At 60.1% G+C, this 23,210-nt stretch carries 22 protein-coding genes and 1 other RNA gene; 19 read left to right on the forward strand and 4 right to left on the reverse strand.

Features of this window, described 5'->3' with window-relative positions; genetic code table 11:
- The first annotated feature begins 91 nt into the window (after window positions 1-91).
- Window positions 92-475: an antitoxin Xre/MbcA/ParS toxin-binding domain-containing protein gene (locus tag ACHZBF_RS01385; RefSeq protein ID WP_169720398.1), complete on the forward strand. Its 384-nt coding sequence runs from the start codon at window positions 92-94 to the stop codon at window positions 473-475.
- A gap of 3 nt (window positions 476-478) precedes the next feature.
- On the opposite strand, the gene ACHZBF_RS01390 is transcribed toward ACHZBF_RS01385, so the two are convergent.
- Window positions 479-850 (reverse strand): hypothetical protein, encoded by a 372-nt coding sequence (locus tag ACHZBF_RS01390; protein ID WP_321527455.1) that lies wholly within the window; start codon window positions 848-850, stop codon window positions 479-481.
- 7 nt (window positions 851-857) lie between these two features.
- Window positions 858-1,808, reverse strand: coding sequence for an MBL fold metallo-hydrolase (locus ACHZBF_RS01395; RefSeq protein ID WP_321527456.1), 951 nt, complete (start codon window positions 1,806-1,808; stop codon window positions 858-860).
- Between the two features lie 219 nt (window positions 1,809-2,027).
- Between ACHZBF_RS01395 and ACHZBF_RS01400 the strand changes: the two genes are divergently transcribed.
- Window positions 2,028-2,237, forward strand: coding sequence for a dodecin (locus ACHZBF_RS01400; protein WP_029133339.1), 210 nt, complete (start codon window positions 2,028-2,030; stop codon window positions 2,235-2,237).
- A gap of 37 nt (window positions 2,238-2,274) precedes the next feature.
- On the opposite strand, the gene argF is transcribed toward ACHZBF_RS01400, so the two are convergent.
- Together argF and ACHZBF_RS01410 are read right to left on the reverse strand one after the other, a co-directional pair.
- Window positions 2,275-3,198, reverse strand: a complete 924-nt coding sequence (gene argF / locus ACHZBF_RS01405; RefSeq protein ID WP_037375132.1) for an ornithine carbamoyltransferase — start codon at window positions 3,196-3,198, stop codon at window positions 2,275-2,277.
- A gap of 29 nt (window positions 3,199-3,227) precedes the next feature.
- Window positions 3,228-4,412 carry an aspartate aminotransferase family protein gene (locus ACHZBF_RS01410; RefSeq protein WP_029133337.1) on the reverse strand — a complete coding sequence of 395 codons (1,185 nt, stop codon included), beginning with the start codon at window positions 4,410-4,412 and terminating at the stop codon, window positions 3,228-3,230.
- Window positions 4,413-4,585: 173 nt separating this feature from the next.
- Here ACHZBF_RS01410 and rnpB point away from each other — a divergent pair.
- From rnpB to ftsZ, 17 genes are all read left to right on the forward strand, one after another.
- Window positions 4,586-4,948, forward strand: an RNA gene (gene rnpB, locus ACHZBF_RS01415) — RNase P RNA component class A.
- A gap of 388 nt (window positions 4,949-5,336) precedes the next feature.
- Window positions 5,337-5,792, forward strand: a complete 456-nt coding sequence (mraZ, locus tag ACHZBF_RS01420; RefSeq protein WP_029133336.1) for a division/cell wall cluster transcriptional repressor MraZ — start codon at window positions 5,337-5,339, stop codon at window positions 5,790-5,792.
- Window positions 5,793-5,794: 2 nt separating this feature from the next.
- Complete coding sequence (gene rsmH / locus ACHZBF_RS01425) at window positions 5,795-6,730, forward strand: 16S rRNA (cytosine(1402)-N(4))-methyltransferase RsmH (protein ID WP_321527457.1); 936 nt, start codon at window positions 5,795-5,797, stop codon at window positions 6,728-6,730.
- Window positions 6,727-6,999 carry a cell division protein FtsL gene (gene ftsL / locus ACHZBF_RS01430; RefSeq protein ID WP_029133334.1) on the forward strand — a complete coding sequence of 91 codons (273 nt, stop codon included), beginning with the start codon at window positions 6,727-6,729 and terminating at the stop codon, window positions 6,997-6,999. Before rsmH ends, ftsL begins: the two co-directional genes overlap by 4 nt.
- Before the next feature lie 2 nt (window positions 7,000-7,001).
- Window positions 7,002-8,765, forward strand: a complete 1,764-nt coding sequence (locus ACHZBF_RS01435; protein WP_321527458.1) for a peptidoglycan D,D-transpeptidase FtsI family protein — start codon at window positions 7,002-7,004, stop codon at window positions 8,763-8,765.
- Between the two features lie 8 nt (window positions 8,766-8,773).
- The gene (locus ACHZBF_RS01440) at window positions 8,774-10,291 is read left to right on the forward strand and encodes a UDP-N-acetylmuramoyl-L-alanyl-D-glutamate--2,6-diaminopimelate ligase (protein ID WP_051302178.1); all 1,518 of its coding nucleotides are present in this window, start codon (window positions 8,774-8,776) and stop codon (window positions 10,289-10,291) included.
- Window positions 10,288-11,649, forward strand: a complete 1,362-nt coding sequence (locus ACHZBF_RS01445; protein ID WP_321527459.1) for a UDP-N-acetylmuramoyl-tripeptide--D-alanyl-D-alanine ligase — start codon at window positions 10,288-10,290, stop codon at window positions 11,647-11,649. Before ACHZBF_RS01440 ends, ACHZBF_RS01445 begins: the two co-directional genes overlap by 4 nt.
- Window position 11,650: 1 nt before the next feature.
- Window positions 11,651-12,733, forward strand: a complete 1,083-nt coding sequence (mraY, locus tag ACHZBF_RS01450) for a phospho-N-acetylmuramoyl-pentapeptide-transferase (RefSeq protein WP_029133330.1) — start codon at window positions 11,651-11,653, stop codon at window positions 12,731-12,733.
- Window positions 12,734-12,764: 31 nt separating this feature from the next.
- Entirely contained in the window at window positions 12,765-14,117 is a 1,353-nt protein-coding gene (gene murD / locus ACHZBF_RS01455) for a UDP-N-acetylmuramoyl-L-alanine--D-glutamate ligase (RefSeq protein WP_029133329.1), read from the forward strand.
- Window positions 14,114-15,295 (forward strand): putative lipid II flippase FtsW, encoded by a 1,182-nt coding sequence (gene ftsW / locus ACHZBF_RS01460; RefSeq protein WP_273438827.1) that lies wholly within the window; start codon window positions 14,114-14,116, stop codon window positions 15,293-15,295. Before murD ends, ftsW begins: the two co-directional genes overlap by 4 nt.
- Window positions 15,280-16,359 carry an undecaprenyldiphospho-muramoylpentapeptide beta-N-acetylglucosaminyltransferase gene (gene murG / locus ACHZBF_RS01465; RefSeq protein WP_321527460.1) on the forward strand — a complete coding sequence of 360 codons (1,080 nt, stop codon included), beginning with the start codon at window positions 15,280-15,282 and terminating at the stop codon, window positions 16,357-16,359. The genes ftsW and murG overlap by 16 nt, the downstream gene beginning before the upstream one ends.
- A complete protein-coding gene (gene murC / locus ACHZBF_RS01470) occupies window positions 16,356-17,801 on the forward strand; it encodes a UDP-N-acetylmuramate--L-alanine ligase (protein WP_037375127.1) in 1,446 nt (481 codons plus the stop codon). The genes murG and murC overlap by 4 nt, the downstream gene beginning before the upstream one ends.
- A 154-nt stretch (window positions 17,802-17,955) precedes the next feature.
- The gene (gene murB, locus ACHZBF_RS01475; protein ID WP_321527576.1) at window positions 17,956-18,861 is read left to right on the forward strand and encodes a UDP-N-acetylmuramate dehydrogenase; all 906 of its coding nucleotides are present in this window, start codon (window positions 17,956-17,958) and stop codon (window positions 18,859-18,861) included.
- The gene (locus tag ACHZBF_RS01480; RefSeq protein WP_029133325.1) at window positions 18,858-19,781 is read left to right on the forward strand and encodes a D-alanine--D-alanine ligase; all 924 of its coding nucleotides are present in this window, start codon (window positions 18,858-18,860) and stop codon (window positions 19,779-19,781) included. Before murB ends, ACHZBF_RS01480 begins: the two co-directional genes overlap by 4 nt.
- Window positions 19,781-20,542: a cell division protein FtsQ/DivIB gene (locus ACHZBF_RS01485; protein WP_321527461.1), complete on the forward strand. Its 762-nt coding sequence runs from the start codon at window positions 19,781-19,783 to the stop codon at window positions 20,540-20,542. The genes ACHZBF_RS01480 and ACHZBF_RS01485 overlap by 1 nt, the downstream gene beginning before the upstream one ends.
- Window positions 20,543-20,612: 70 nt before the next feature.
- Entirely contained in the window at window positions 20,613-21,848 is a 1,236-nt protein-coding gene (gene ftsA / locus ACHZBF_RS01490; protein ID WP_029133324.1) for a cell division protein FtsA, read from the forward strand.
- Window positions 21,849-21,923: 75 nt separating this feature from the next.
- A complete protein-coding gene (ftsZ, locus tag ACHZBF_RS01495; protein ID WP_029133323.1) occupies window positions 21,924-23,093 on the forward strand; it encodes a cell division protein FtsZ in 1,170 nt (389 codons plus the stop codon).
- The last annotated feature ends 117 nt before the right edge of the window (window positions 23,094-23,210 follow it).

Here is a 23,210-nt window from a genome sequence, read left to right on the forward strand (position 1 = left end):
TAAATTCATTCTAAAAGTGCTAGACTAAAAAACCTAGTAAATAACTATGAAATTAAAGTAACGGGAGGCATGTTTCATGAGTGCGGTATCCATGAATCAAGCGATATACAAAACACAAGAGACCATGGAGGTCCTGCGGGTCTGGCGATTGGGTGTGGAGCAGGTCTGTTTTGTCCTGGGTCTGCCGGAGACCCGGTTAAGAAAACTCAACCGGTTGGGACAGAGTGAGGCGTTTCCCGATGATCCGGAGATTCAGCGCCGTGCCGCCTATGTGCGACGCATCGCCCAGGCGCTGCACACCAGTTATCCCACCAATCCCACCATGGGGGGCCGCTGGCTGCGCCAGACCCATCGTCGCCTTGGTCGGGCGCCGCTGTCACTGATCCTGGAGCAGGGTGAGGGCGGTCTGGAGCAGGTACTGGCGGAGCTGGATTGCACCTTCTGCTGGGAACAGAACAGCACCCGGCCCTCATGACTGTCAGTTGTCCGGGTTGAGTGCCTTTGACAGGCCGATGCGCCAATCTTCCACAAACTGATCGATCGATGCCACAAATTCGGCGTCGTGTTCGCTGCGGTTGATGGTGCAGTGGATGGTGATGTTTTCCGGTTCCGCGGTGATGGTCCATGCCAGCGCGTTGGGGCACCCGGGCAGCGTGAAGCGAACGCCATCCCGGATCTCCTCACGGTTTACCGTGAAGGTGCCCCAGACGCAATAGATCCGCCCCTGCTCTCCCTGCTGTTCCAGCAGGGTGTCGATCGAGGCGCATAATTCCGGCAGTCGATCCAGAACAATCAGATCCTGCAGCCGGGTCGTCCCGAGCTCACTCTTGAGTTGCCGGTAAAACTCCATCCCGGACTTACTGCTGCTTTTCCCGGCGTTTCAGCCAGACCTCAAGGCCCTGGGCGCAGAGGGCGATGTCCATGCCGAGGACTTCGTCGATCTCGACATCACTCAGCTGCGATCCATGCTGCCTGAGCCGGTCACGATAGTAGTGCGTCAACCCTTCACGAATCTGCTGTTCCCGCTGCTCGCCGCCGGCATTGAGCGCGATGGCGACATAGTCGTCAATCTCTTCATGCAGCGCCACCGCCCGCAGCGCGGGCTGGTCCACCCGGCAGAAATGGGTCAGAAACAGTTGCGTCGGATTGAGACGGGTGAGTCGGTTCAGTGAGTCGTGCCACGCCTCCGGGTCAAAGTCGATGGGAGTCGAGGGGAGGAACATGAAGGGGCCCTGGTCGGTATCCAGCTCCCGGTAGGAGATGCCGAAGGTGTCGCCGGTGAACAGGCCACGGCTCTGCTCATCCCAGACGCAAAAATGGTGCCGCGCATGCCCCAGGGTGTGAATGCAGCGCAGCTTGCGCCCGGCAAGGGAGACCTCGAAACCATCCTCCGCCTCAATGGTGCGTTCTTCCGGCACCGGCAGGATGGTACCGTAGCGCTCCTTGAATACCTCCTCGCCGTAGACGGCGATGGTGCCGGCGATGATCTTTTCCGGATGGTTCATGTGGCGGGCGCCCATGGGGTGGATAATCATCTGCGCATTGGGTAACAGGGCCATCAGCTGTCCGGTTCCGCCGGCGTGGTCCAGGTGAACGTGGGTGGGGATGACGTACTTCACCTGTTCGGGACGGATGCCACGCAGGTCGAGCAGTTCCATCACCGCCAGTGCGACGTGTGAAGTGCCGGTGTCGATCAATGCCGCCTCGTCACCCTGCTGGATCAGATAACAGCCATCCAGATTGGGGCGATAATAGAAGGTGTCGATGCAGAAAATGCCCTGTCCCAGGTCTTGATAGGAGAGTTTCACGATTTCAGCTCACGGGTTGCCTTACGTCAGGCGGTGGACTTTGCCATGTATGGCCGGGTCGGGCAAGGTGCTATTGACCCGGTAATTTTTGTGTATAAACGCTATTGGGGTTACTGAGCAGTTTTTATTATTGGATGGATTTTCAAGGCATGCGGGAATCAGTTTGTTTCCGTATCCTTTGGCTATAGTAGTTAAAGAAACACTTTAAGGAGATTCGGCATGGGTTCACATATCTACAAGAAAGTCGAGCTGGTGGGTACATCCAGCGAGAGTTCCGACAAGGCGGTTGAAAATGCCCTGGAGCACGCGGCCAAAAGCATACGTAACATGGACTGGTTCGAGGTGGTGGAGACGCGCGGCCATGTGGTGGACGGCAAGGTCGCCCACTGGCAGGTGGTAATCAAGGTGGGGTTCCGGCTGGAAGGTTAGCCGGGGTATCGCGCGCGGCACACCCCCTATGATCAGATCAGCGACTGAGCAGCATCTCCAGCAGGGCCTTCTGGGAGTGCATGCGGTTTTCCGCCTCGTCCCAGACCACGCTGTCCGCGCGGTCGATCACTGAGGCGGTCACCTCTTCGCCCCGATGCGCTGGCAGGCAGTGCATGAACAGTGCATCCGGCTGGGCCTGTGCCATCAGCTGGTCGTTCACCTGGTAATTGGCGAAGGTGATTTCGCGCTGTCTTTGCTCCTCTTCCTGGCCCATGCTGGCCCACACGTCCGTTACCACCAGATCTGCGCCGCTGGCCGCGTCCATCGGGTTGCGGATCACCTGGCAGCGGTCTCCCGCCGCCTGCAGAATCTCCGGGTCAGGTTCATGCCCTTCGGGACAAGCGATATTCAGCTTGAAATCAAACTGTCGGGCGGCGTTGATGTAGGAGTGGCACATGTTGTTGCCGTCTCCTACCCAGACGACGGACTTGCCGGCGATGTCGCCGCGATGTTCGAAATAAGTCTGCATGTCGGCCAGCAACTGACAAGGATGCAGCAGGTCGGTCAGGGCGTTGATCACCGGCACCCGGGAGTGGGCGGCAAACAGCTCCACCTTGTCGTGCTCGAAGGTGCGGATCATGACACAGTCCACCATGCGGGAGATCACCCGGGCGCTGTCCTCGATCGGTTCACCGCGTCCCAGTTGGGTATCCCGTGACGACAGAAACAGGGCATGCCCGCCGAGCTGGGTAATGCCCGCCTCGAAGGAGATCCGGGTACGGGTCGAGGATTTCTCGAAAATCATCCCCAGAGTCTGGTTTTTCAGCGGCTCGTGCAACTCGCCGGCGCGCAGAATCCGTTTAAGCTCGGTGGCCCGGCGCACCAGTGCGCGCAGCTCATCGGGCGAGAGATCCAGCAGCGACAGAAAATGTCTGACGGGTTTATTGGCTTGGGCTGTCATAATCGTCTACCTTGCGCAGGTGTTACGCCTCAATCGCTCTGCTCAGTCAGAAAATCCCGGATCAGGGTGGAGAGGGTTTGCACCAGTTTGGCAGCCTCTTTGTCACTCATGATCAGTGGTGGCAGCAAGCGGATGACGGTGTCCGCGGTGACATTGATCAGCAGGCCCTGCTCCAGGGCTTGTTTGACCAGTTCGCCGCAGGGGCGCTCCAGTTCGATACCGATCAACAGGCCCTGCCCGCGGATCTCCTCCACGCCGGCAACATCCGTCAGGGCATCGGCAAAGTCGGCCAGCAGCTTTGCCCCCAGTACTTCGGCCCGGGCGGTAAGATTGAACTGCTCGACCGTCTCGACCACTGCCAGTCCAACCCGACAGGCCAGCGGGCTACCGCCAAAGGTGGTGCCGTGGTTGCCCGGTCCCAGGAGGTTGGCGGCCCGGCCGTTCACCAGGCAGGCACCGATCGGCATACCGTTTCCAAGCGCCTTGGCCAGGGTCATGACGTCGGGCACGATCCCCTGATGCTGATGAGAAAAGAATTTGCCGCTGCGGCCGATACCGGTCTGGATCTCGTCCAGCATCATCAGCCATTCGTGCTCATTGCATATCTGGCGGATCTGGGGCAGGTAGTCATCGGCGGGGATATTGATGCCGCCCTCGCCCTGCACCGGTTCCACCAGTACGGCGACCACGTTCGGGCTGTTCTCCGCGACATTTTTCAGGCTGTCAATATCACCAAACGGGATGCGCACGAAGCCCTGAACCAGTGGCTCAAAGCCGGCCTGCACCTTGCGATTGCCGGTAGCGGTCAGGGTGGCCAGGGTGCGACCATGGAAGCTTTTTTCCATGACCACGATGGCCGGGTTCTGAATCCCCTTCTGATTGCCGTAGAAGCGGGCGATCTTGATCGCTGCCTCGTTGGCTTCGGCGCCGGAGTTGGCAAAAAACACCTGCTGCATGCCCGCAAGGGCGGTCAGTTTTTCACCCAGTTTCTCCTGTAGCGGGATCTGGTAAAGGTTGGACGTGTGTAACAGTGTGCCGGCCTGATCGCAGATGGCCTTCTGGATGGCGGGATGGGCATGCCCGAGACCGCATACGGCGATGCCGGAAAGGGCGTCCAGATAGCGTTTCCCCTCGGTGTCCCAGAGCCAAACCCCATCACCCCGTTCAAAACTGACGGGAAGCCTGTTATATGTGGCCATCAAAGCGTTGGACATGGTCGTTATCCTTAAGGTCTCCAAACCGGGAAGAGCAGTATTCAGTCGCCTCAGACGAGGCGCAAATAGCCAAGAAAACCGTCAATACTATGAGTATTGGTCGTGGATGGCAAGAGAGACGGACCGCCGAATTGGCTTGCACAAGCGGGATGATAGGACTACCCTCCACGCCGGGAGTCGGCCGGATGGTCGCTGCCTTGAAAAAGGCGGAGGAAAGTCCGGGCTCCGACGGGCAGGGTGCCAGGTAACGCCTGGGGGGCGCGAGCCTACGGAAAGTGCCACAGAAAATATACCGCCACCGATCCACGGATCGGTTGGTAAGGGTGAAATGGTGCGGTAAGAGCGCACCGCGCTGCTGGTAACAGCAGTGGCAGGGTAAACCCCACCCGGAGCAAGACCAAATAGGGGGGCAGGCGATTCGATCGCCACGTGTGGCCCGCACGGTCCCCGGGTAGGTCGCTTGAGGTGCGCGGTGACGCGCATCCCAGATGAATGACCATTCAAGACAGAACCCGGCTTACAGGCCGACTCCCAACCAATTCCCTGGCAGGGCAGAGGTATCTGCTCCTGCGTTAGTGATTTTCCTCCTCCCTCTCTCGTTAATGCTGCTGATGGCCGATTGCCATATCTCCGTCGATCCGTTTTACCTGGAAAAGTGGAGCTTATGCGTAAAACAGGGCTTAAATTCAATATATCTTTATAAGTTACTTTAACTCCGCATTTTATCGCGCTGTTTTTTATTGTCTTGTGCGCCTGTTTTTTCTTTAAGCGACACCCCTAACCCTCTGTCTTTAAAGGAACTTTCTCCTGTTTTGGTGGGATGGTTTCCTTGACAATACCTAATTTGAGTACCTATTATGGGGATAAGTGGGTAAAAGTGGATTTTTCTGGAAATCGGAATTCCAAAAAAGGGGGACTCGTTCATTGTTTCGGGGCGTTAACAGACTCAACCTGGATGCCAAAGGGCGTTTGGCTGTGCCGACGCGTTATCGCGAGCGGCTGCAGGAGGGTTGTGCCTCGGAATTGGTGGTGACGATAGACCGTGATCATTGTCTATTAATCTACCCGCTGCCTGAATGGCAGGAGATTGAACGAAAGCTGATGAAACTTCCTTCCTTTAACAAGGCGGCTCGCAATCTGCAGCGTCTGCTGGTGGGGCATGCCACCGAGGTTGAGATGGATGGTCAGGGGCGCGTTTTGCTGCCCCCCGCCCTACGGGATTTTGCTCGTTTGGAGAAGCACGTTGTGCTGATCGGGCAGGGCAACAAGTTTGAGTTGTGGGATGAGGATCGCTGGAACAGCCAACGAGCTGATTGGCTGGATGAGGTGAATCTGGAAGACCTCGATTTACCAGCCGACTTAGAAACGCTCTCGATATAGTCATGACCAACACGGACACACATCTGCCGGTGCTCTTCCACGAGACGCTGGAGGCGCTGAATATTATACCGGGCGGCATTTATATCGACGGCACCTTCGGGCGTGGCGGTCACAGCGCGGCCATATTGGAGAGGCTGGGTAGGGCGGGGCGTTTGCTGGCAATTGACAAGGATCCGGATGCGGTTACATACGCCCGGAGTATGTTTGGGGATGATGCGCGGTTTGAAATACAGCAGGGCTCTTTTGCCGATCTGCAGCGTTTTTCCGATGCGGCGGGGGTTGATGGGCAGGTCAACGGTGTGTTGCTGGATCTGGGAGTCTCTTCGCCTCAGTTGGATCGGGCCGAGCGGGGTTTCAGCTTTCTCAATGATGGGCCATTGGACATGCGCATGGATAACAGTACCGGTGTCAGTGCGGCTGATTGGTTGAAGGTGGCTGAGGCCGATGAGATGGCGCAGATATTCAAGACATATGGCGAAGAGCGTTTCGCCCGGCGGATTGCCCGTGCCATCGTCGAGGCACGGATCGAGCAGCCTATCGTGACGACTCGGCGCTTGGCTGAAATTGTCTCGGCGGCCAATCCCTCCTGGGAAAAGGGCAAGCATCCCGCGACCCGCTGTTTTCAGGCCATCCGTATCCATATTAACCGGGAGCTTGATGACCTGAAGGCCTGTCTTGATCAGTCCTTGCGGGTTCTGGCGCCGGGTGGGCGTCTGGCGGTGATCAGTTTTCATTCGCTGGAGGACCGGATAGTCAAGCGCTTCATGCGCGATGCGGAACGGGGTGATCGTTTTCCCGCCGGTATTCCGGTGACTGAGCAGCAGCGCAATTCACGTCTTGCCCTGATTGGCAAAGCGATCAAGCCCTCGCTTCGGGAGGTGGAAGAGAATCCGCGCGCACGCAGTGCCGTGTTGCGGGTAGCAGAGCGAAAGCAGTGAACCGGGGTCAGTTGATCATATTGCTGTTTCTGGCCTTTAGTCTGCTGTTGACTTCGACCGGAGTGGTGTATTCGAAATACGCCACCCGTAAACAGTTTGTGGCGTTGCAGATGTTGCGCGCCGAGCGTGACGCGATAGAGGTGGAGTGGGGGCGGTTGCAATTGGAACAGAGTACCTGGGCTACCCATGCACGGGTCGAGAAGATTGCCCGCAAGCGGTTAAAAATGCACATACCGACGGCCGAGGAGGTCGTGGTGGTGAAACCATAGACATGAGTGGGAAAACCAGAAACAGGCGTCAGAAGAATGCCCGCCGGGTTGAGCTGGCCCTGCCGAGCTATCGCGCCCGGCGCTGGACCCTGCTGGGCCTGTTGTCGCTCTCCGCCTCCCTGTTGGTCTGGCGTGCGGTTGACCAGCAGATCTTTGAAACCGACTTTCTGCAGAATGAGGGGCAGCGCCGCTATCTCCGGGTGGTGGAGATGCCGGCCCATCGCGGCATGATCAAGGACCGTTTCGGTGCCCCCGTGGCCATCAGTACCCCGGTCGATTCCATCTGGGCCAATCCCCGCACCCTGTCGCCGGATCGTCGGGTGTTGGTGCCGGTGGCACAAATACTCGAGATGGATCTGGATCATCTGCGCCAGTTGCTGGCGCGTCGCAGTGATCGCTCGTTTGTCTATCTGAAGCGACGGGTCAATCCCGACAGAGCCAAACGTTTGATGGACTATGTGGCGGAAAACGATATCTCGGGCATTGGCCTGCAGCGCGAATATCGCCGTTATTATCCTGACGGTGAGGTGTTCGCCCATGTGGTTGGCTTTACCAATATAGACGACAAGGGTCAGGAGGGGCTGGAGCTGGCCTACGACGAGTGGTTGCAGGGAACTGCCGGCCGCAAGCGGGTGATTCAGGACGGGCGTGCCCGGGCCGTGAAGGATGTGGAGAACATCCTGGAGCCACAGGCCGGCAAGGAGTTGGTGACATCGATCGACCGGCGTCTGCAGTTTCTTGCCTATCGCGAACTGAAGGGCGCGGTGCAGCGGAACAAGGCAAAGTCCGGCTCCGCAGTTATTCTAGACGCCCGCAATGGCGAGATTCTGGCCATGGTGAACCAGCCGGCCTATAACCCGAACGGCACCAAGTCCGGCAAGGCCGGTCGTTTTCGCAACCGTGCGGTTACCGACGTGTTCGAGCCCGGATCCACGGTAAAGCCCTTTACCATTGCCGCCGCGCTGGAGTCGGGCCGTTACACCCCCGGTACGGTGATCGATACCACCCCGGGTACCTTTCGGGTCGGCCGGAATCTGGTGCGGGATCATCGCGACTACGGTCGTATCGATCTGGCCCGGGTGATCCTGAAGTCCAGCAATGTGGGGGTCAGCAAGATCGCCCTGGATCTGCCCAAGGACAAGTTCTGGGGCTTTTTCTCACGGGTTGGTTTTGGTGATCCCACCAGTACCGGGTTTCCCGGCGAAGTGACCGGCCAGCTGGCGCCCTACCGCCGCTGGGCGGAGATCGATCAGGCAACCCTGGCGTTCGGTTATGGTCTCTCGGTAACCGCCCTGCAACTGGCACGCGCCTATGGCGTGCTGGCCAGCGATGGTATCCGCTACCCGGTGTCCCTGCTGCGCCAGGATGAGCCGGTTAAGGGTGAGCGGGTCATGCGTGCATCCACGGCCCGGGCGGTGCGCAAAATGATGGAGGCGGTGGTGACTGATGAGGGCACGGCACCGGCCGCGGCCGTTACCGGTTACCGGGTGGCCGGTAAGACAGGAACAGCAAAAAAGAGCATCAGCGGTGGTTATGCCGACGACCGTTATATCTCGGTGTTCGCCGGCATTGCGCCGGCCAGCGATCCACGCCTGGTGATGGTGGTGATGATCGATGAACCGACAGCTGGAAAATATTACGGCGGTTCCGTGGCCGCACCGGTGTTTTCGCAAGTGATGACCGGCGCCTTGCGGCTGCTCAACATTGCCCCCGATGCCCTGGATGAGTCAGTGGTCAAACTGGCCGGCAGCGGAGGTGGCGGGTGATGGCGGCCATGTCACATAACCACAGTTGCCGGTTATCCCGGCTGCTTGACGGCTGGGTCGATGCCGCCGCACTGGCGGATCGGGAAATCAGCGATATTACCCTGGACAGTCGGCAAATCCGTGAGGGATCGCTGTTTCTGGCCTGTGCGGGGATCGCCCATCATGGGCTTGAATTTCTCCAGCAGGCGGTGGATCGCGGAGCAGCCGCGGTGGCTTGTGAGCCAGATGCGCGTTGGACCCTGGACGATATCCGGGAGCTGGCGCGGACGGCGCGGATACCGCTGTATGCGATCAGCGGATTGAGCCAACAGGTTAGCGCCATCGCCGGACGTTTTTATGCCGATCCCAGTCACCGCCTGGTGGTGTTCGGCATCACCGGCACCAACGGGAAGACCAGCTGCAGCCATTTCCTGGCCCAGGTGTTCAGTCCGGAGCATCTCTGCGGATTGATCGGGACCATCGGTAACGGTCTGCCGGGTGCGCTGGAAAATGCCAGCCATACCACGCCTGATGCGGTCAATCTGCAGGCCCAGCTGTGGGATCTGGAAAACCGCGGCGCCGACATGGTGGCCATGGAGGTCTCCTCCCACGCCCTGGATCAGGGGCGAGCCGCCGCCGTGCGTTTTGATGTCGCCCTGTTGACCAACCTGACCCAGGATCATCTCGATTATCACGCCAGTATGGAAGGGTACGCCGACGCCAAGCTGCGCCTGTTCACGGCCTGTGAGATCAATTGCGCGGTGCTCAACATGGATGACCCGTTTGCCGGCAGGGTGCTCTCCGTGCTGCCCGAGAGCGTGCGAAAAATCGGTTACAGCACGGATGCGGCCAATGTTCCGGAGACGGAATATTGGGTGAAGGCGACCCGCATCGTGCCGGAGGTTGAAGGCATGTCCCTGACCATCGATAGCAGTTGGGGGCGGGGTCAGTTCGCCAGCCGGCTGCTGGGTCGGTTCAATGCGAGCAATCTGCTGGCCGTGTTGGCTGTGCTGCTCTATCGCGGTATTCCGTTCGCCGCGGCGCTTGAGAAGCTGGCGCGGGTGGAGACAGTGGCCGGGCGCATGGAGCGCTTCGGCGGTGGCGAGTTGCCGCTGGTGGTGGTGGATTACGCCCATACCCCGGATGCCCTGGAGCACGCCCTGACCGCCCTGCGTGAACATGTGGGAGGCCGGTTGGTGTGCGTGTTCGGTTGCGGTGGTGACCGGGACCGGGGAAAACGGCCGTTGATGGGGGCTATTGCCGAGCGGCTGGCGGACCGGGTGATCGTTACTGATGACAATCCACGCAGTGAATCGGGTGATCGCATCGTCGCGGAGATCGTGTCCGGTATGGATCATACGGATCCTATCCAGATCGTGCGTGACCGCGCCGAGGCCATTGCCATGAGTATCCGTGAAGCGCTGCCGGGCGATCTGATTCTGATTGCCGGAAAGGGGCACGAGAGCTATCAGCTGGTGGGTGACCAGGTGCTTCATTTCAGTGACCGGGAGCAGGTGGAAAAGGTATTGCAGGAGGTGAGGCGATGATCGCATTCACGCTTGCTGAAATGGCGCCAGCCATCCACGCCCGGCACCTGGGCAGTGATAGTCGTTTTGCCGCCGTCAGCACCGATACCAGGACACTGGTTAACGGCGATCTGTTTGTGGCCCTGAAAGGCCCCAATTTCGATGGCCATGACTACCTCGATCAGGCGCTGGCGCAGGGTGCGGTCGCGGCCGTGGTGGATCATGAAATGCCCCTGGAGTGCCCGCAGCTGGTGGTGCCTGACACACGAATCGCGCTCGGGCTGATGGCGGCGGAGTGGCGTCAGAAAAGCACGGCACAGGTGATCGCGGTGACCGGCAGTAACGGCAAGACCACGGTCAAGGAGATGATCGCCGCCATCCTGAGCCGCAACGGCAAGGTGCTGGCCACCCAGGGGAATCTGAACAACGACATCGGTCTGCCGCTGACCCTGATGAAACTGCAGGATGAGAAGTTTGCGGTCATTGAAATGGGCGCCAATCATCCGGGTGAAATTGCGTATCTGAGCAAAATCACCCGGCCGGATGTAGCGTTGCTGAATAATGCCTGCCGCTCGCACCTGGAAGGGTTCGGCACCCTGGAAGGGGTGGCCAAGGCGAAGAGCGAGATTGTTTCCGGGCTCGCCGAGACCGGCTGCTTCGTATTCAACGCCGATGACAATTTCGCGCCGTTCTGGGGTGGCGTCGCCGCGGGACGGCGTCTCTGCACATTCGGCATTCGTCAGCCGGCCGATATCAGCAGTCCGGGTAGCCTGGAGCTGCAATGGCATGCGCAGGGCTTCAGCAGTCGCTTTGCGGTGAATATACCGAACGGCAGTTTGACCATTGATCTGCCGCTGGCGGGGGAGCACAACCGCATGAACGCCCTGGCGGCTATTGCCGCGTCCCTACAGGTCGGAGCGAGCGAACAGAATATCGTTGACGGCTTGGCGTCAATCCGCCCGGTCAAGGGGCGGCTGCAACCGCTACAGGGTCGGCAGGGTGTCTGGTTGATCGATGACAGCTATAACGCTAATCCCGATTCTGTAGGTGCTGCCATCAATGTTCTTGCCCAGGCGCCGGGCCGTCGTTTTCTGGTACTGGGTGAACTGGGCGAATTGGGGCAGGGCACCCTGGGGTTCTACCGGGAGCTGGGCCAGCAGGCACAGGCGGCCGGGATCGACCATCTCTACGCCGTCGGTGAGGCGGGTGAGGCGGCCCAACAGATGACCCGGGGCGGCGCGGTTTTCGAGCATCGCGAGTCTTTGATTGAGAGGCTGCAGCAGGAGCTGCGCTCAGGTGACAGGGTGCTGGTCAAAGGCTCCCGTCGCGCCGGAATGGAAAAAGTCATCAACGCACTCGTCGACCGGGAGACAGACTGAGATGCTCGTTTACCTAACCGATTACCTGACCCAGTTCAACAGTGGCTTCAGTGTATTCCAGTATCTCACCCTGCGCGCCATCCTGGGCATACTCACGGCCCTGGCGATCTCGTTTATCGTGGGACCGGTGATGATCCGCCGCCTGACCCATCACCAGATTGGTCAGACCGTACGCAGCGATGGGCCCCAGAGTCATCTCTCCAAGGCAGGTACGCCGACCATGGGCGGTACCCTGCTGCTGGTGGCGGTGGCGGTCAGCACCCTGCTATGGGCCAACCTGGACAACCGCTATGTCTGGATCGTGATTCTGGTAACCCTGCTGTTCGGGCTGATCGGCTTCTACGACGACTATAAAAAACTGGTATTGAAGGATTCCCGGGGACTTTCGGCCCGTTACAAGTACTTGTGGCAGTCGCTGGTGGGTGCCGGCGCCGCCTATGCGCTCTACAGCACCTCGTCGCTACCGGCCGAAACTCAACTCATTATCCCGTTTGTGAAAAGCGTGGTGATCGACATGGGGCCCTGGTTTGTTCTGCTCAGCTATTTCGTGATTGTTGGCACTAGCAACGCGGTCAACCTGACAGACGGTCTGGATGGACTGGCGATCATGCCGACCGTACTGGTGGCTGGCGCGCTGGGTATTTTTGCTTATGCATCGGGTCATGCCCAGATCGCCAATTACCTGCTGATCCCTCATCTGCCCGGGGTTGGTGAAATGGTCATCTTCTGCGGCGCCCTGGTGGGTGCAGGGCTCGGATTTCTCTGGTTCAACGCCTATCCGGCCCAGGTATTTATGGGCGATGTGGGCGCTCTCGCACTGGGCGCCGCACTTGGCGTGGTGGCAGTGGTCGTTCGCCAGGAACTGGTGCTGTTGATCATGGGCGGCGTGTTCGTAATGGAAACCGTATCAGTGATGCTGCAGGTGGCTTCATTCAAGCTCACCGGACGGCGCATCTTCCGCATGGCGCCGCTGCATCACCATTTTGAATTGAAAGGTTGGCCGGAACCCCGGGTGATTGTGCGCTTCTGGATCGTCACGGTGATTCTGGTCCTGGTTGGGCTGGCGAGTCTGAAAATTCGTTAATGGAACCACGCATCGAAGCGTTTAAAGGTATATGAAACAGCAACTGGCGGGTAACAGAAAGAGTCTGATTGTTGGTCTGGGCAAGACCGGGCTCTCCTGTGCCCGTTATTTGTCGGCCCGCGGTGTGCCGGTGGCGATTACCGATAGCCGGGACACCCCGCCGGGGCTCAGTGAGCTGCGCCAGGAGCTACCCGATATTGCCCTGTTTCTGGGCGGCTTTGATCCGGATGCCTTTGCGGTGGCGGAGCAGTTGGTGGTCAGTCCCGGGGTACCGATGAGTGAGCCGCTGATCCAGCAGGCGGTGGCCAGGGGAGTGCCGGTGGTCGGCGATATCGAGCTGTTTGCCCGGGAGGCAAAGGCGCCGGTGGTGGCAATTACCGGTTCCAATGGCAAAAGTACCGTCACCACCCTGCTGGGCGTCATGTTGCGGGATGCCGGGTTGAAGGCCGCTGTTGGCGGAAATCTGGGCGATCCGGCTCTGTCGTTGCTGCATGATGATGTGGAGCTCTATGTGCTGGAGCTCTCCAGTTTCCAGCTCGAGACCACCTTCAGCCTAAAGCCGAAGGTGGCAGTTGTTCTGAATATCTCGCCGGATCACCTGGATCGCTATGCGGACCTGCAGTCCTATATGGATACCAAGGCGACCATTTACCGGGATGCCGAGGCCGCGGTGTTCAATCTGGACGACCCCCAGGTGATGGCCATGAATCGGCACGCAACGGGTGACCTGTTCTTTACCTTGGGCCAGCCCGATGAAGGGGTGTTTGGGGTTTGCGAAGACCAGGGGGGGCGTTGGCTCTGTCACGGCGCCGAGCGGCTGATCCGTACCTCGGCGTTGAAAATACCCGGCACACACAACCTCGCCAATGCGCTGGCGACGCTGGCTATCGGTAGCCTGTTGGGGTTGTCTCGCGACACCATGCTGAAGAGCCTGGTGGGCTTTTCCGGTCTGCCGCACCGCACCCAGTTTATCAAGGAGTCCGCCGGGGTACGCTGGTACAACGACTCCAAGGGCACCAACGTCGGGGCCTGCGCCGCGGCGCTGGAGGGCTTGTCCACCGGGGATGCGGCGCGCACGGTATTGATAGCTGGCGGCGACGGCAAGGGGGCCGACTTTTCCCCGCTGACTCCGGCAGTGGTCAGACACGCCCGCGCCGTGATCCTGCTGGGAAAGGATGCGCCCCGCATCGCCAAAGCCCTGAGCGACACGGTGCCGTTGATGCATGCCAAGAATATGGATGATGCGGTGCTGCTGGCGGCCAGTTACGCCGAGCCGGGGGATCGGGTGCTGCTGTCGCCCGCCTGCGCCAGTTTCGATATGTACAAAAACTATCAGCAGCGGGGCGAAATGTTCGTGGATGCGGTAGCGAGGCTTATCCCATGAACCTGACCGCTCATCGCCAGGCTACCATCGGAGAAGGGCGCAGGCTGTTGCCGGCGCTGGATTATCCGCTGCTGTTTGCTGCACTGGTTCTGTTGGGTCTCGGGTTGGTGATGGTTGCCTCCGCTTCACTGCATCGGATCGGCGAGGCGCCTTTCTATTATGTGAACCGTCATCTGGTGGCTATCGGGTTGGGGTTGCTAGGGGCGTTGATCATCTCCCGGGTGCCGGTGACGCTGTGGGAGCGCTCCGGAACTCTGCTCTATTTTATCGGGCTGCTGCTGCTGGTGCTGGTGCTGGTGCCCGGTGTCGGCCGCGAGGCGAACGGTGCCACGCGCTGGATACCATTGGGCGCATTCAACCTGCAAAGCTCGGAATTCATGAAGCTGTTCATGGTGATCTATATCGCCGGATATCTGGTGCGCCGGCAGCTGGAGGTCGCGCACAGTATCTGGGGATTCATTAAACCGATGCTGCTGCTGGTGATCGCCTGTTCGCTAATCATGGTGCAGCCCGATTTCGGCACCACCACCGTGTTGCTGGCCACGGCCATGGGTATGCTGTTTTTGGGTGGCGTCCCGGTGTGGCAGTTCGCCATCCTGATCGGTCTTGCCGGCTCGGCGCTGGTGGGGTTGGTACTGGTCTCACCCTATCGGCTGCAGCGGGTGACCGCCTTTCTCGATCCCTGGGCCGATGTGGAAAACAGCGGCTATCAACTCGCCCAGGCGCTGATCGCCTTCGGCCGCGGCGAGTGGTTCGGTGTCGGATTGGGCAATGGTATCCAGAAACAGTTTTATCTGCCGGAGGCCCATACCGATTTCCTTATGGCGGTTATCGGTGAAGAGTTCGGGTTGCTGGGCACCCTGGTGGTGATCACCCTGTTTGCCCTGATTGTCTGGCGTGCCTTCCGCATCGGTGCCCGGGCAGAGGCGCACAGCCGGCGGTTTTCTGCCTATGTGGCCTATGGTTTCGGACTCTGGATCGGCATGCAGGCGTTCATCAATATTGGCGTCAATGTTGGACTGCTGCCGACCAAGGGCTTGACCCTGCCGTTCATGAGCTATGGCGGTAACAGCATCATCGTTGCCATCCTGGTGGTGGCGATACTGCTGCGCATCGACTACGAACTGCTGCGGCCGGAACCGGTCGAGCAGGGGGGGGCGGCATGGCAGGGAGCGTAATGCTGATGGCAGGCGGCACCGGTGGACATGTATTCCCGGCCCTGGCGGTCGCCCAGGAGCTGCGCAATCGCGGTATAGCGGTCTCCTGGCTCGGCAGTCCGGACAGTTTTGAATCGCGGCTGGTGCCGGAGCACGGGTTCGATATCCAGCTGGTGGATATCAAGGGGCTGCGCGGGAACGGGCTGAAGCGCTGGTTATCGGCGCCGTTCAAGATCGGTCGCGCCATGCTTCAGTCAGCACGGATTTTGCGGCAACGCCGGCCCCGGGTGGTGTTGGGGATGGGGGGCTTTGTTACCGGCCCTGGCGGCCTGGCGGCGCGTCTGCTCGGAATACCGCTGGTGATTCATGAACAGAACGCGGTGCCCGGCATGACCAATGGCTGGTTGTCGCGGATGGCCACGCGGGTATTTGAGGCTTTTCCCGGCAGCTTCGGTGAGCGTGTCGGCGCGATAGCCTGCGGCAACCCGGTGCGCCGGGAGATCGCCGCACTGCCGGGCCCGGCCGTGCGCATGCAGGGACGCAGCGGTCCGGTGCGGCTGCTGGTGGTCGGCGGATCGCTGGGGGCGCAGGCGCTGAATCAGTCGATACCGGAGGTGCTGGCAGCCCTGGGCGGCAGTGAGCGCCCGCTAGTACGCCATCAGGCTGGGCGCGGAAAAAGTGAGACAACCCGTGAGGCATACCAGCGGCTCGGTGTGGACGCAGAGGTGAGCGATTTTATTCAGGATATGGCCGATGCCTATGCCTGGGCGGACCTGGTGGTGTGCCGGGCCGGTGCGCTGACGGTGAGTGAGTTGGCGACGGCCGGGGTTGCCGCCATCCTGGTGCCCTATCCCCATGCGGTTGATGATCACCAGACCCGCAATGCCGACTACCTGGTGGCTGCGGGTGCGGCCCGACTGCTGCCCCAGGCCGAACTGGAACGAAGCGGCTTTTCCGAGAGTATGAGGACGCTGTTGGTGGATCGTGCGGCACTGATGGAGATGGCGGTAAAGGCTCGCGCCCTGGCGATGCCCGGCGCCACCAATGCCGTGGCGGATTATTGTGAGGAGATTGCGAGCCGATGAAAAAGAGTGAAGCTACACAGCGTCGCCTGGCGGCAACCACTATGGGCCGCATCCGTCACTTGCACTTTGTCGGTATCGGTGGCGCTGGAATGAACGGTATCGCCCAGGTGATGCTCAATCTCGGTTACCGGATCTCCGGGTCTGACCTGAAGAGTAACCCCGCTATCACCCGACTGACCAAACAGGGTGCGAGCATCCATATCGGCCATGCGGCGTCAAATATCGCCGGTGCCGACGCGGTGGTGATCTCTACCGCGGTCAAAGAGGATAATCCGGAAGTGCGCATGGCCCGGGAGCAGCGTATCCCGGTGGTACCCCGGGCGGAGATGCTGGCGGAGCTGATGCGCTTCCATTTCGGTATCGCGGTGGCGGGTACCCATGGCAAGACCACCACCACCAGTCTGGTGGCCAGTCTGCTGGCGGAGGGTGACCTGGATCCGACTTTCGTGATCGGCGGCCGGCTCAATTCCGCCGGCACCCATGCCCGGCTGGGCGGTGGGGAGTATCTGGTGGCCGAGGCCGATGAGAGTGACGCCTCCTTCCTCTATCTCCAGCCGATGATGGCCATCGTCACCAATGTGGACGCGGATCACATGACCACCTATGGCGGTGATTTCAATCGCCTGCGCCAGACCTTCATCGAATTTCTGCATCATCTGCCGTTCTACGGCCTGGCGATTCTCTGTATCGATGACGAGGAAGTGCGCGGGCTGCTGCCCCAAGTCACGCGGCAGGTGATCACCTATGGCGAATCGGCGGATGCGGATTGCCGCGTCAGCGGGATTCGGCAAGAGGGGCTGCGCACTCATTTCAGCGTCGCCTTCAGCGGTGAGCAGTCGTTCGATGTGACCCTGAACATGCCGGGGCGACACAACGTGCTCAATGCCCTGGCGGCTATCGTGGTGGCACATGAGGTGGGTGTGGATGTGGCTGCGATCCAGCGCGGCCTGGAGCGATTCGAAGGCATCGGGCGGCGTTTCAACGCCACTGAATGCGCGCTGACCGATGGTCGGCGGTTCATGCTGGTGGATGACTATGGACACCACCCGCGCGAGGTTGCGGCAACCCTGGACGCCGTGCGCGCGGGATGGCCGGAGCGACGGCTGGTGCTGGTGTTCCAGCCGCATCGTTACAGTCGCACCCAGGAGCAGTTTGATGACTTTACCCAGGTGCTTTCGCGGCCCGACGTACTGGTGCTGGGAGAGGTCTATGCCGCGGGTGAGGTCCCGATAGCCGGGGCGGATGGTCGTTCCCTGAGTCGTGCCATCCGGGCGCGGGGACAGGTCGACCCGGTGTTTGTCGATCCGATCGGCGAACTGCCGGAGCTGCTGGAAGGGATGATTCTGGATGGTGACATTGTATTGACCCTGGGGGCCGGGGATATCGGGCAGGTTGCCGCCCTGTTACCGGGCTGGTTTCAACAGCAGGGAGGTGAGTCGTGACAGACGAGGTGAATCGACGATTGCATATGGGTTGTGGTGAGCCACTCTCAGGGATTTTTTCCTTGCGTGACAAGTCACGGGCGCTGATCCGTCCCCCGGCTGCGCCCGGGAAACGGCCGGAGCGGCCGCGGCCATGTGGAGGCAAGGGCGCGTGATGGCGGCACAGGACAAACCTTCTCTGCGTGGTGAGATGCGGTTCAACGAACCGCTGGCTCGCTACACCACCTGGCGGGTGGGTGGGCCGGCGCGCCAGTTCTACCGGCCGGCCGACAGCGCCGATTTGCTGCAGTTTCTCGCCACCCTGCCGGCGGGCGAACCCCTGTTGTGGCTGGGTCTGGGCAGCAATCTGCTGGTCCGGGACGGCGGTTTCAGCGGCACGGTGATTGCCACCCAGGGCCGGCTGGATGGGATGGAGTTGATTTCCGCTACCGAATTGCGGGTCGAGGCCGGCGTCAGTTGCGCCCAGGTGGCACGGTTCGCGGCGCGGCAGGGACTCTGTGGGGTGGAGTTTCTGACCGGTATTCCCGGCACCTTCGGCGGCGCCCTGGCAATGAATGCCGGCGCCTTCGGCGGCGAGACCTGGACTCATGTGACGGCCGTGGAGACGGTGGACAGAACAGGAAAATTGCACAAGCGCCTGCCGACTGAGTTCAAGGTGGGCTATCGGCAGGTGGAGCGACCGGCGGAGGAGTGGTTCCTGGCCGCAACCCTGCGCCTGGAAGCGGGTGATGTCAGTGAAAGCCAGCGGCAGATACGGGCGTTGCTGGAACGGCGCAACAGCAGTCAGCCGATCGGCCAGCCAAGTTGCGGCTCCGTGTTCAGGAATCCGCCCGGTGATCATGCCGCGCGCCTGATCGAGGCGGCCGGCTTGAAGGGGACGGTAATTGGCGGGGCCCAGGTCTCGGAGAAGCATGCCAATTTCATCATCAACCGGGGTGATGCCACGGCCATGGATATTGAAGCAATGATTCAACAGGTCAGGAAACAGGTGCAGGCGGCCAGCGGTGTGGAACTGATTACCGAGGTACATATCGTCGGTGAGGCGGAGGAGCGGCTATGACAGAGTTGGCAGCAGATTTCGGCAAGGTGGCGGTGCTGATGGGCGGGCTTTCGGCTGAGCGGGAGGTGTCGCTTCAGGGCGGTCGGGCGGTGCTGGAGGCACTGGTTCGCCGGGGTGTGGATGCCCATGGCGTGGATGCTGGACGGGATGTGCTCAGCCTGCTGCAACAGGAGCATTACGACCGGGTATTCATCATGCTGCATGGTCGCGGCGGTGAGGACGGGGTGATCCAGGGCGCGCTGGAGAGTATCGGTATGCCCTATACCGGCAGCGGCGTCGCAGGTTCCGCGCTGGGCATGGATAAGTATCGCTGCAAACTGCTATGGAATGGACTGGCTTTGCCCACAGCGGATTTTGTCATGCTGGAACAGGCGGCTGATCTGGATCGCGCTGAGGCGCTCGGTTTCCCGCTGATGATCAAGCCCTCCCACGAGGGGTCCAGCATTGGTATGGCCAAGGTGGAGAGTCGCCAGCAGCTGGAAGAGGCGTGGCGGCAGGCGGCCGGTTACGACATCGAGGTGATGGCGGAGCGCTGGATCAGCGGCGCCGAGTATACGGCATCGGTTCTGGACGACCAGGTGTTGCCGTTGATCCGCATCGAGACGCCCAATACCTTCTATGACTATGAAGCTAAATATCAGGCCGACAGCACGGCCTATCACTGCCCCTGTGGCCTCGATACAGAACAAGAGCAGGCGCTGAAGCGACTGGCGGAGCAGGCGTTCCGTGCGGTTGGAGCGCAAGGCTGGGGCCGTGTCGACATCATGCTGGATGAAGCGGGGAGCCCTTATCTGCTGGAAGTGAATACCGTGCCGGGCATGACCAGCCACAGTCTGGTGCCGATGGCGGCCCGGGCGGCGGGTATCGATTTTGATGAGTTGGTCTGGCGGATTTTATCGGCCAGTCGGGTAAGCGGCTAATGGCGATGGAGCCCCGCAAAACCACACAGAAGGCCGAGGCGGCAGCCGGTGCCGGCATGTTGCAGCGGTTGTTGCACTGGCTGACCGTCCTCGGTGTGCTGCTGCTGTTTGCAGGTGGTGGAGTCTGGGGCGTGATAACCCTGCGTGATCCGGCGGTACTGCCGCTCAAGCTTGTGCGGATCGATGGTGAGCTCAGAAATCTCGATCGCCGAGAGTTGGAACAGGCCGTCGGTGCGGTGGTGGATGGCAACTTTTTTACCGTCGATCTGGATGCGGTCAGGGCGGCGGCGCTGAAGTTGGCCTGGGTCGATCAGGTAACCGTCAGGCGTATCTGGCCGGATACCCTGAATATGTGGGTGGAAGAGCAGCAGCCGTTGGCGCGCTGGGGTGATTCACAACTGGTGAATGGACGTGGGGGTGTGTTTACCCCCGAGTCCGAGGCGCTGAAGACGGAGCTGCCCAGTTTGGCAGGCCCTGCGGACAGTGCGACGGAAATCGTTGCCCGCTACCAGCGCATGGGCAGTCGGTTTGCCGCCCTGAAGCTGGATATCGATCGACTGGTTATGGACGGGCGAGGCGCCTGGACCGTGGGGTTTAAACAGGGGATGGAACTCAAGCTGGGTCATACGGATACCGAGGCGAGGGTGGACCGGTTTGTGCGGCTCTATCCAATGCTTGAACAGGCGGAGAAGCGCAGGGTGAAGCGAGTGGACATGCGCTATGCCAATGGGGTGGCGGTGCTCTGGGGAGAAGCAAGTTGAAGGTAATGAAAATAAACGTCTCGACCAGTCACAGGGTGGGGATGTGCCCGGTTGCAGAGGAACGGTTTTAATGACCAAAAAGACAGAAAAAAACCTGATTGTCGGGCTCGATGTCGGCACCTCAAAGGTGGTGGCCATCGTGGGTGAGATCAAGCCGGATAATCAGATTGAGATTATTGGCATCGGTTCACATCCGTCGCGCGGGATGAAGAAGGGTGTGGTGGTGAATATCGAATCCACTGTTCAGTCGATTCAGCGGGCCCTGGAAGAGGCCGAACTGATGGCTGGTTGCGAGATTCATTCTGTGCATGCCGGCATTGCGGGAAATCATGTTCGCAGCCTCAACTCCCACGGCATCGTGGCGATCAAGGACCGGGAAGTGACCCATGGCGATGTCGAGCGGGTGATTGATGCGGCACGAGCCGTGGCCATTCCCGCCGACCAGAAGATCCTGCACATCCTGCCACAGGAATTCATTATCGATGAGCAGGAGGGAATCCGCGAGCCGGTGGGTATGTCCGGCGTGCGCCTGGAGGCCCGGGTGCACATGGTCACCGGGGCGGTCAGCGCAGCGCAGAATATCGTCAAGTGTGTCCGGCGCTGCGGCCTTGAAGTGGATGACCTGATCCTTGAGCAGTTGAGCTCAAGCTATGCCGTACTCAGCGATGATGAAAAGGAGCTGGGTGTCTGCCTGGTGGATATTGGCGGCGGCACCACCGATATCGCGGTCTTTACCGAGGGTTCGATACGCCATACCGCAGTGATTCCCATTGCCGGTGACCAGGTGACCAACGATATTGCGGTGGCCTTGCGCACGCCGACACAGCATGCGGAAGAGATCAAGATCCGCTATGCCTGTGCACTGACCCAGTTGGCGGCCAGTGACGAGACCATTGAGGTGCCGAGCATCGGTGAGAGGCCGCCCAGGAGGTTGTCCCGCCAGACTCTGGCCGAAGTGGTGGAACCAAGATATGAGGAGTTGCTGAGCCTGGTCCAGGCTGAGCTGAGACGCAGCGGGTTTGAGGATCTGATCGCCGGAGGTGTTGTGTTGACCGGCGGCAGTTCCAAGATGGAGGGGCTGATTGAGCTGGCGGAAGAGGTATTTCATATGCCGGTGAGGCTGGGTGTTCCGCAGTATGTAACGGGGTTGGTGGATGTAGTACGTAATCCGATCTACGCGACAGGGGTCGGTCTGCTGCTGTTCGGGCGGCAGAACCAGACGGGACGATTGCAGGATCTCCCGAGGAGTAACAATTTCAAAGCGATCTGGACTCGCATGAAGAGCTGGTTTCAGGGCAATTTTTAAGTTTTGTTTTTAAACATTTTTTGGGTTTTTTCAGGTGGCCGTGTAGCAGGGCCTGGATCATGAGGAGAGAGTGACATGTTCGAATTAATGGATGCATACAGTCAGAACGCAGTGATCAAAGTCATTGGTGTCGGCGGCGGCGGTGGCAATGCGGTCAACCACATGCTGAATGCGAGCATCGAAGGGGTGGACTTTATCTGTGCCAATACCGATGCTCAGGCACTGAAGAATAGTCAGGTGCGCACGCTGCTTCAGTTGGGCTCCAATATCACCAAGGGACTCGGCGCCGGTGCCAATCCCGATGTGGGGCGCGACGCGGCCATGGAGGACAGGGAGCGCATCCATGAGGCCCTGCAGGGCAGTGACATGGTCTTTATTACCGCCGGTATGGGGGGCGGGACGGGTACCGGAGCGGCGCCGGTGGTTGCCGAAGTGGCCCGTGAAATGGGTATTCTGACGGTGGCGGTGGTGACCAAGCCGTTTCCGTTCGAAGGCGTGAAACGAATGCAGATTGCCGATCAGGGCATCGAGGCGTTGAGCCAGTATGTGGATTCATTGATCACTATTCCCAACGAAAAGCTGTTGGCGGTACTGGGGCGCGACATGAGCCTGCTGAACGCCTTCAAGTCGGCCAACGATGTGCTGCAGGGTGCGGTACAGGGTATTGCCGAGCTGATTACCCGTCCGGGCCTGATCAATGTCGACTTTGCAGATGTCCGTACCGTGATGTCCGAAATGGGTACCGCGATGATGGGGTCCGGCTCGGCGAAGGGTGAAAACAGGGCGCGTGATGCAGCGGAACAGGCGATCAACAGCCCGCTTTTGGAAGATGTCAATCTGGCGGGCGCCAAGGGTATTCTGGTGAATATCACCGCAGGTCTGGATCTCTCGATTGGTGAGTTCGACGAGGTGGGCAGCACGGTCAAGGAGTTTGCCTGCGATGACGCTACTGTGGTTGTGGGTACCGTGATCGATCCCGATATGAGCGATGAATTGCGGGTTACCGTCGTGGCAACCGGTCTCGGCTCTGTGGGTACGGTGGAAATCAAGCCGTCGGTGATTGAAGAAGCTCCCCCGGTGCGCCTGGTTAATTCCGATGTGGTGGCACCGGGGCCGACTGATTATCGTGAAATGGATAGCCCGACCGTGGTCAGGAAGGCGGCTAAATCCTATGTTGCCGCTGCACAGGAACACAACATGGACTATCTGGATATCCCGGCATTCCTGCGGCGCCAGGCAGATTGAGGCGTGAGTGCCAGACACCTTGATAAGGCAGGTGTGGCGGATTACCCGCTAACCGGCTCCCGGAGCGGCCAGTGCCCGTTCCTGAGGGCGAAATAAACTTGCAATAAAAGGGTGAAG

The organism is Sedimenticola selenatireducens, assembly GCF_963675335.2.
Taxonomy (GTDB): domain Bacteria; phylum Pseudomonadota; class Gammaproteobacteria; order Chromatiales; family Chromatiaceae; genus Sedimenticola; species Sedimenticola selenatireducens.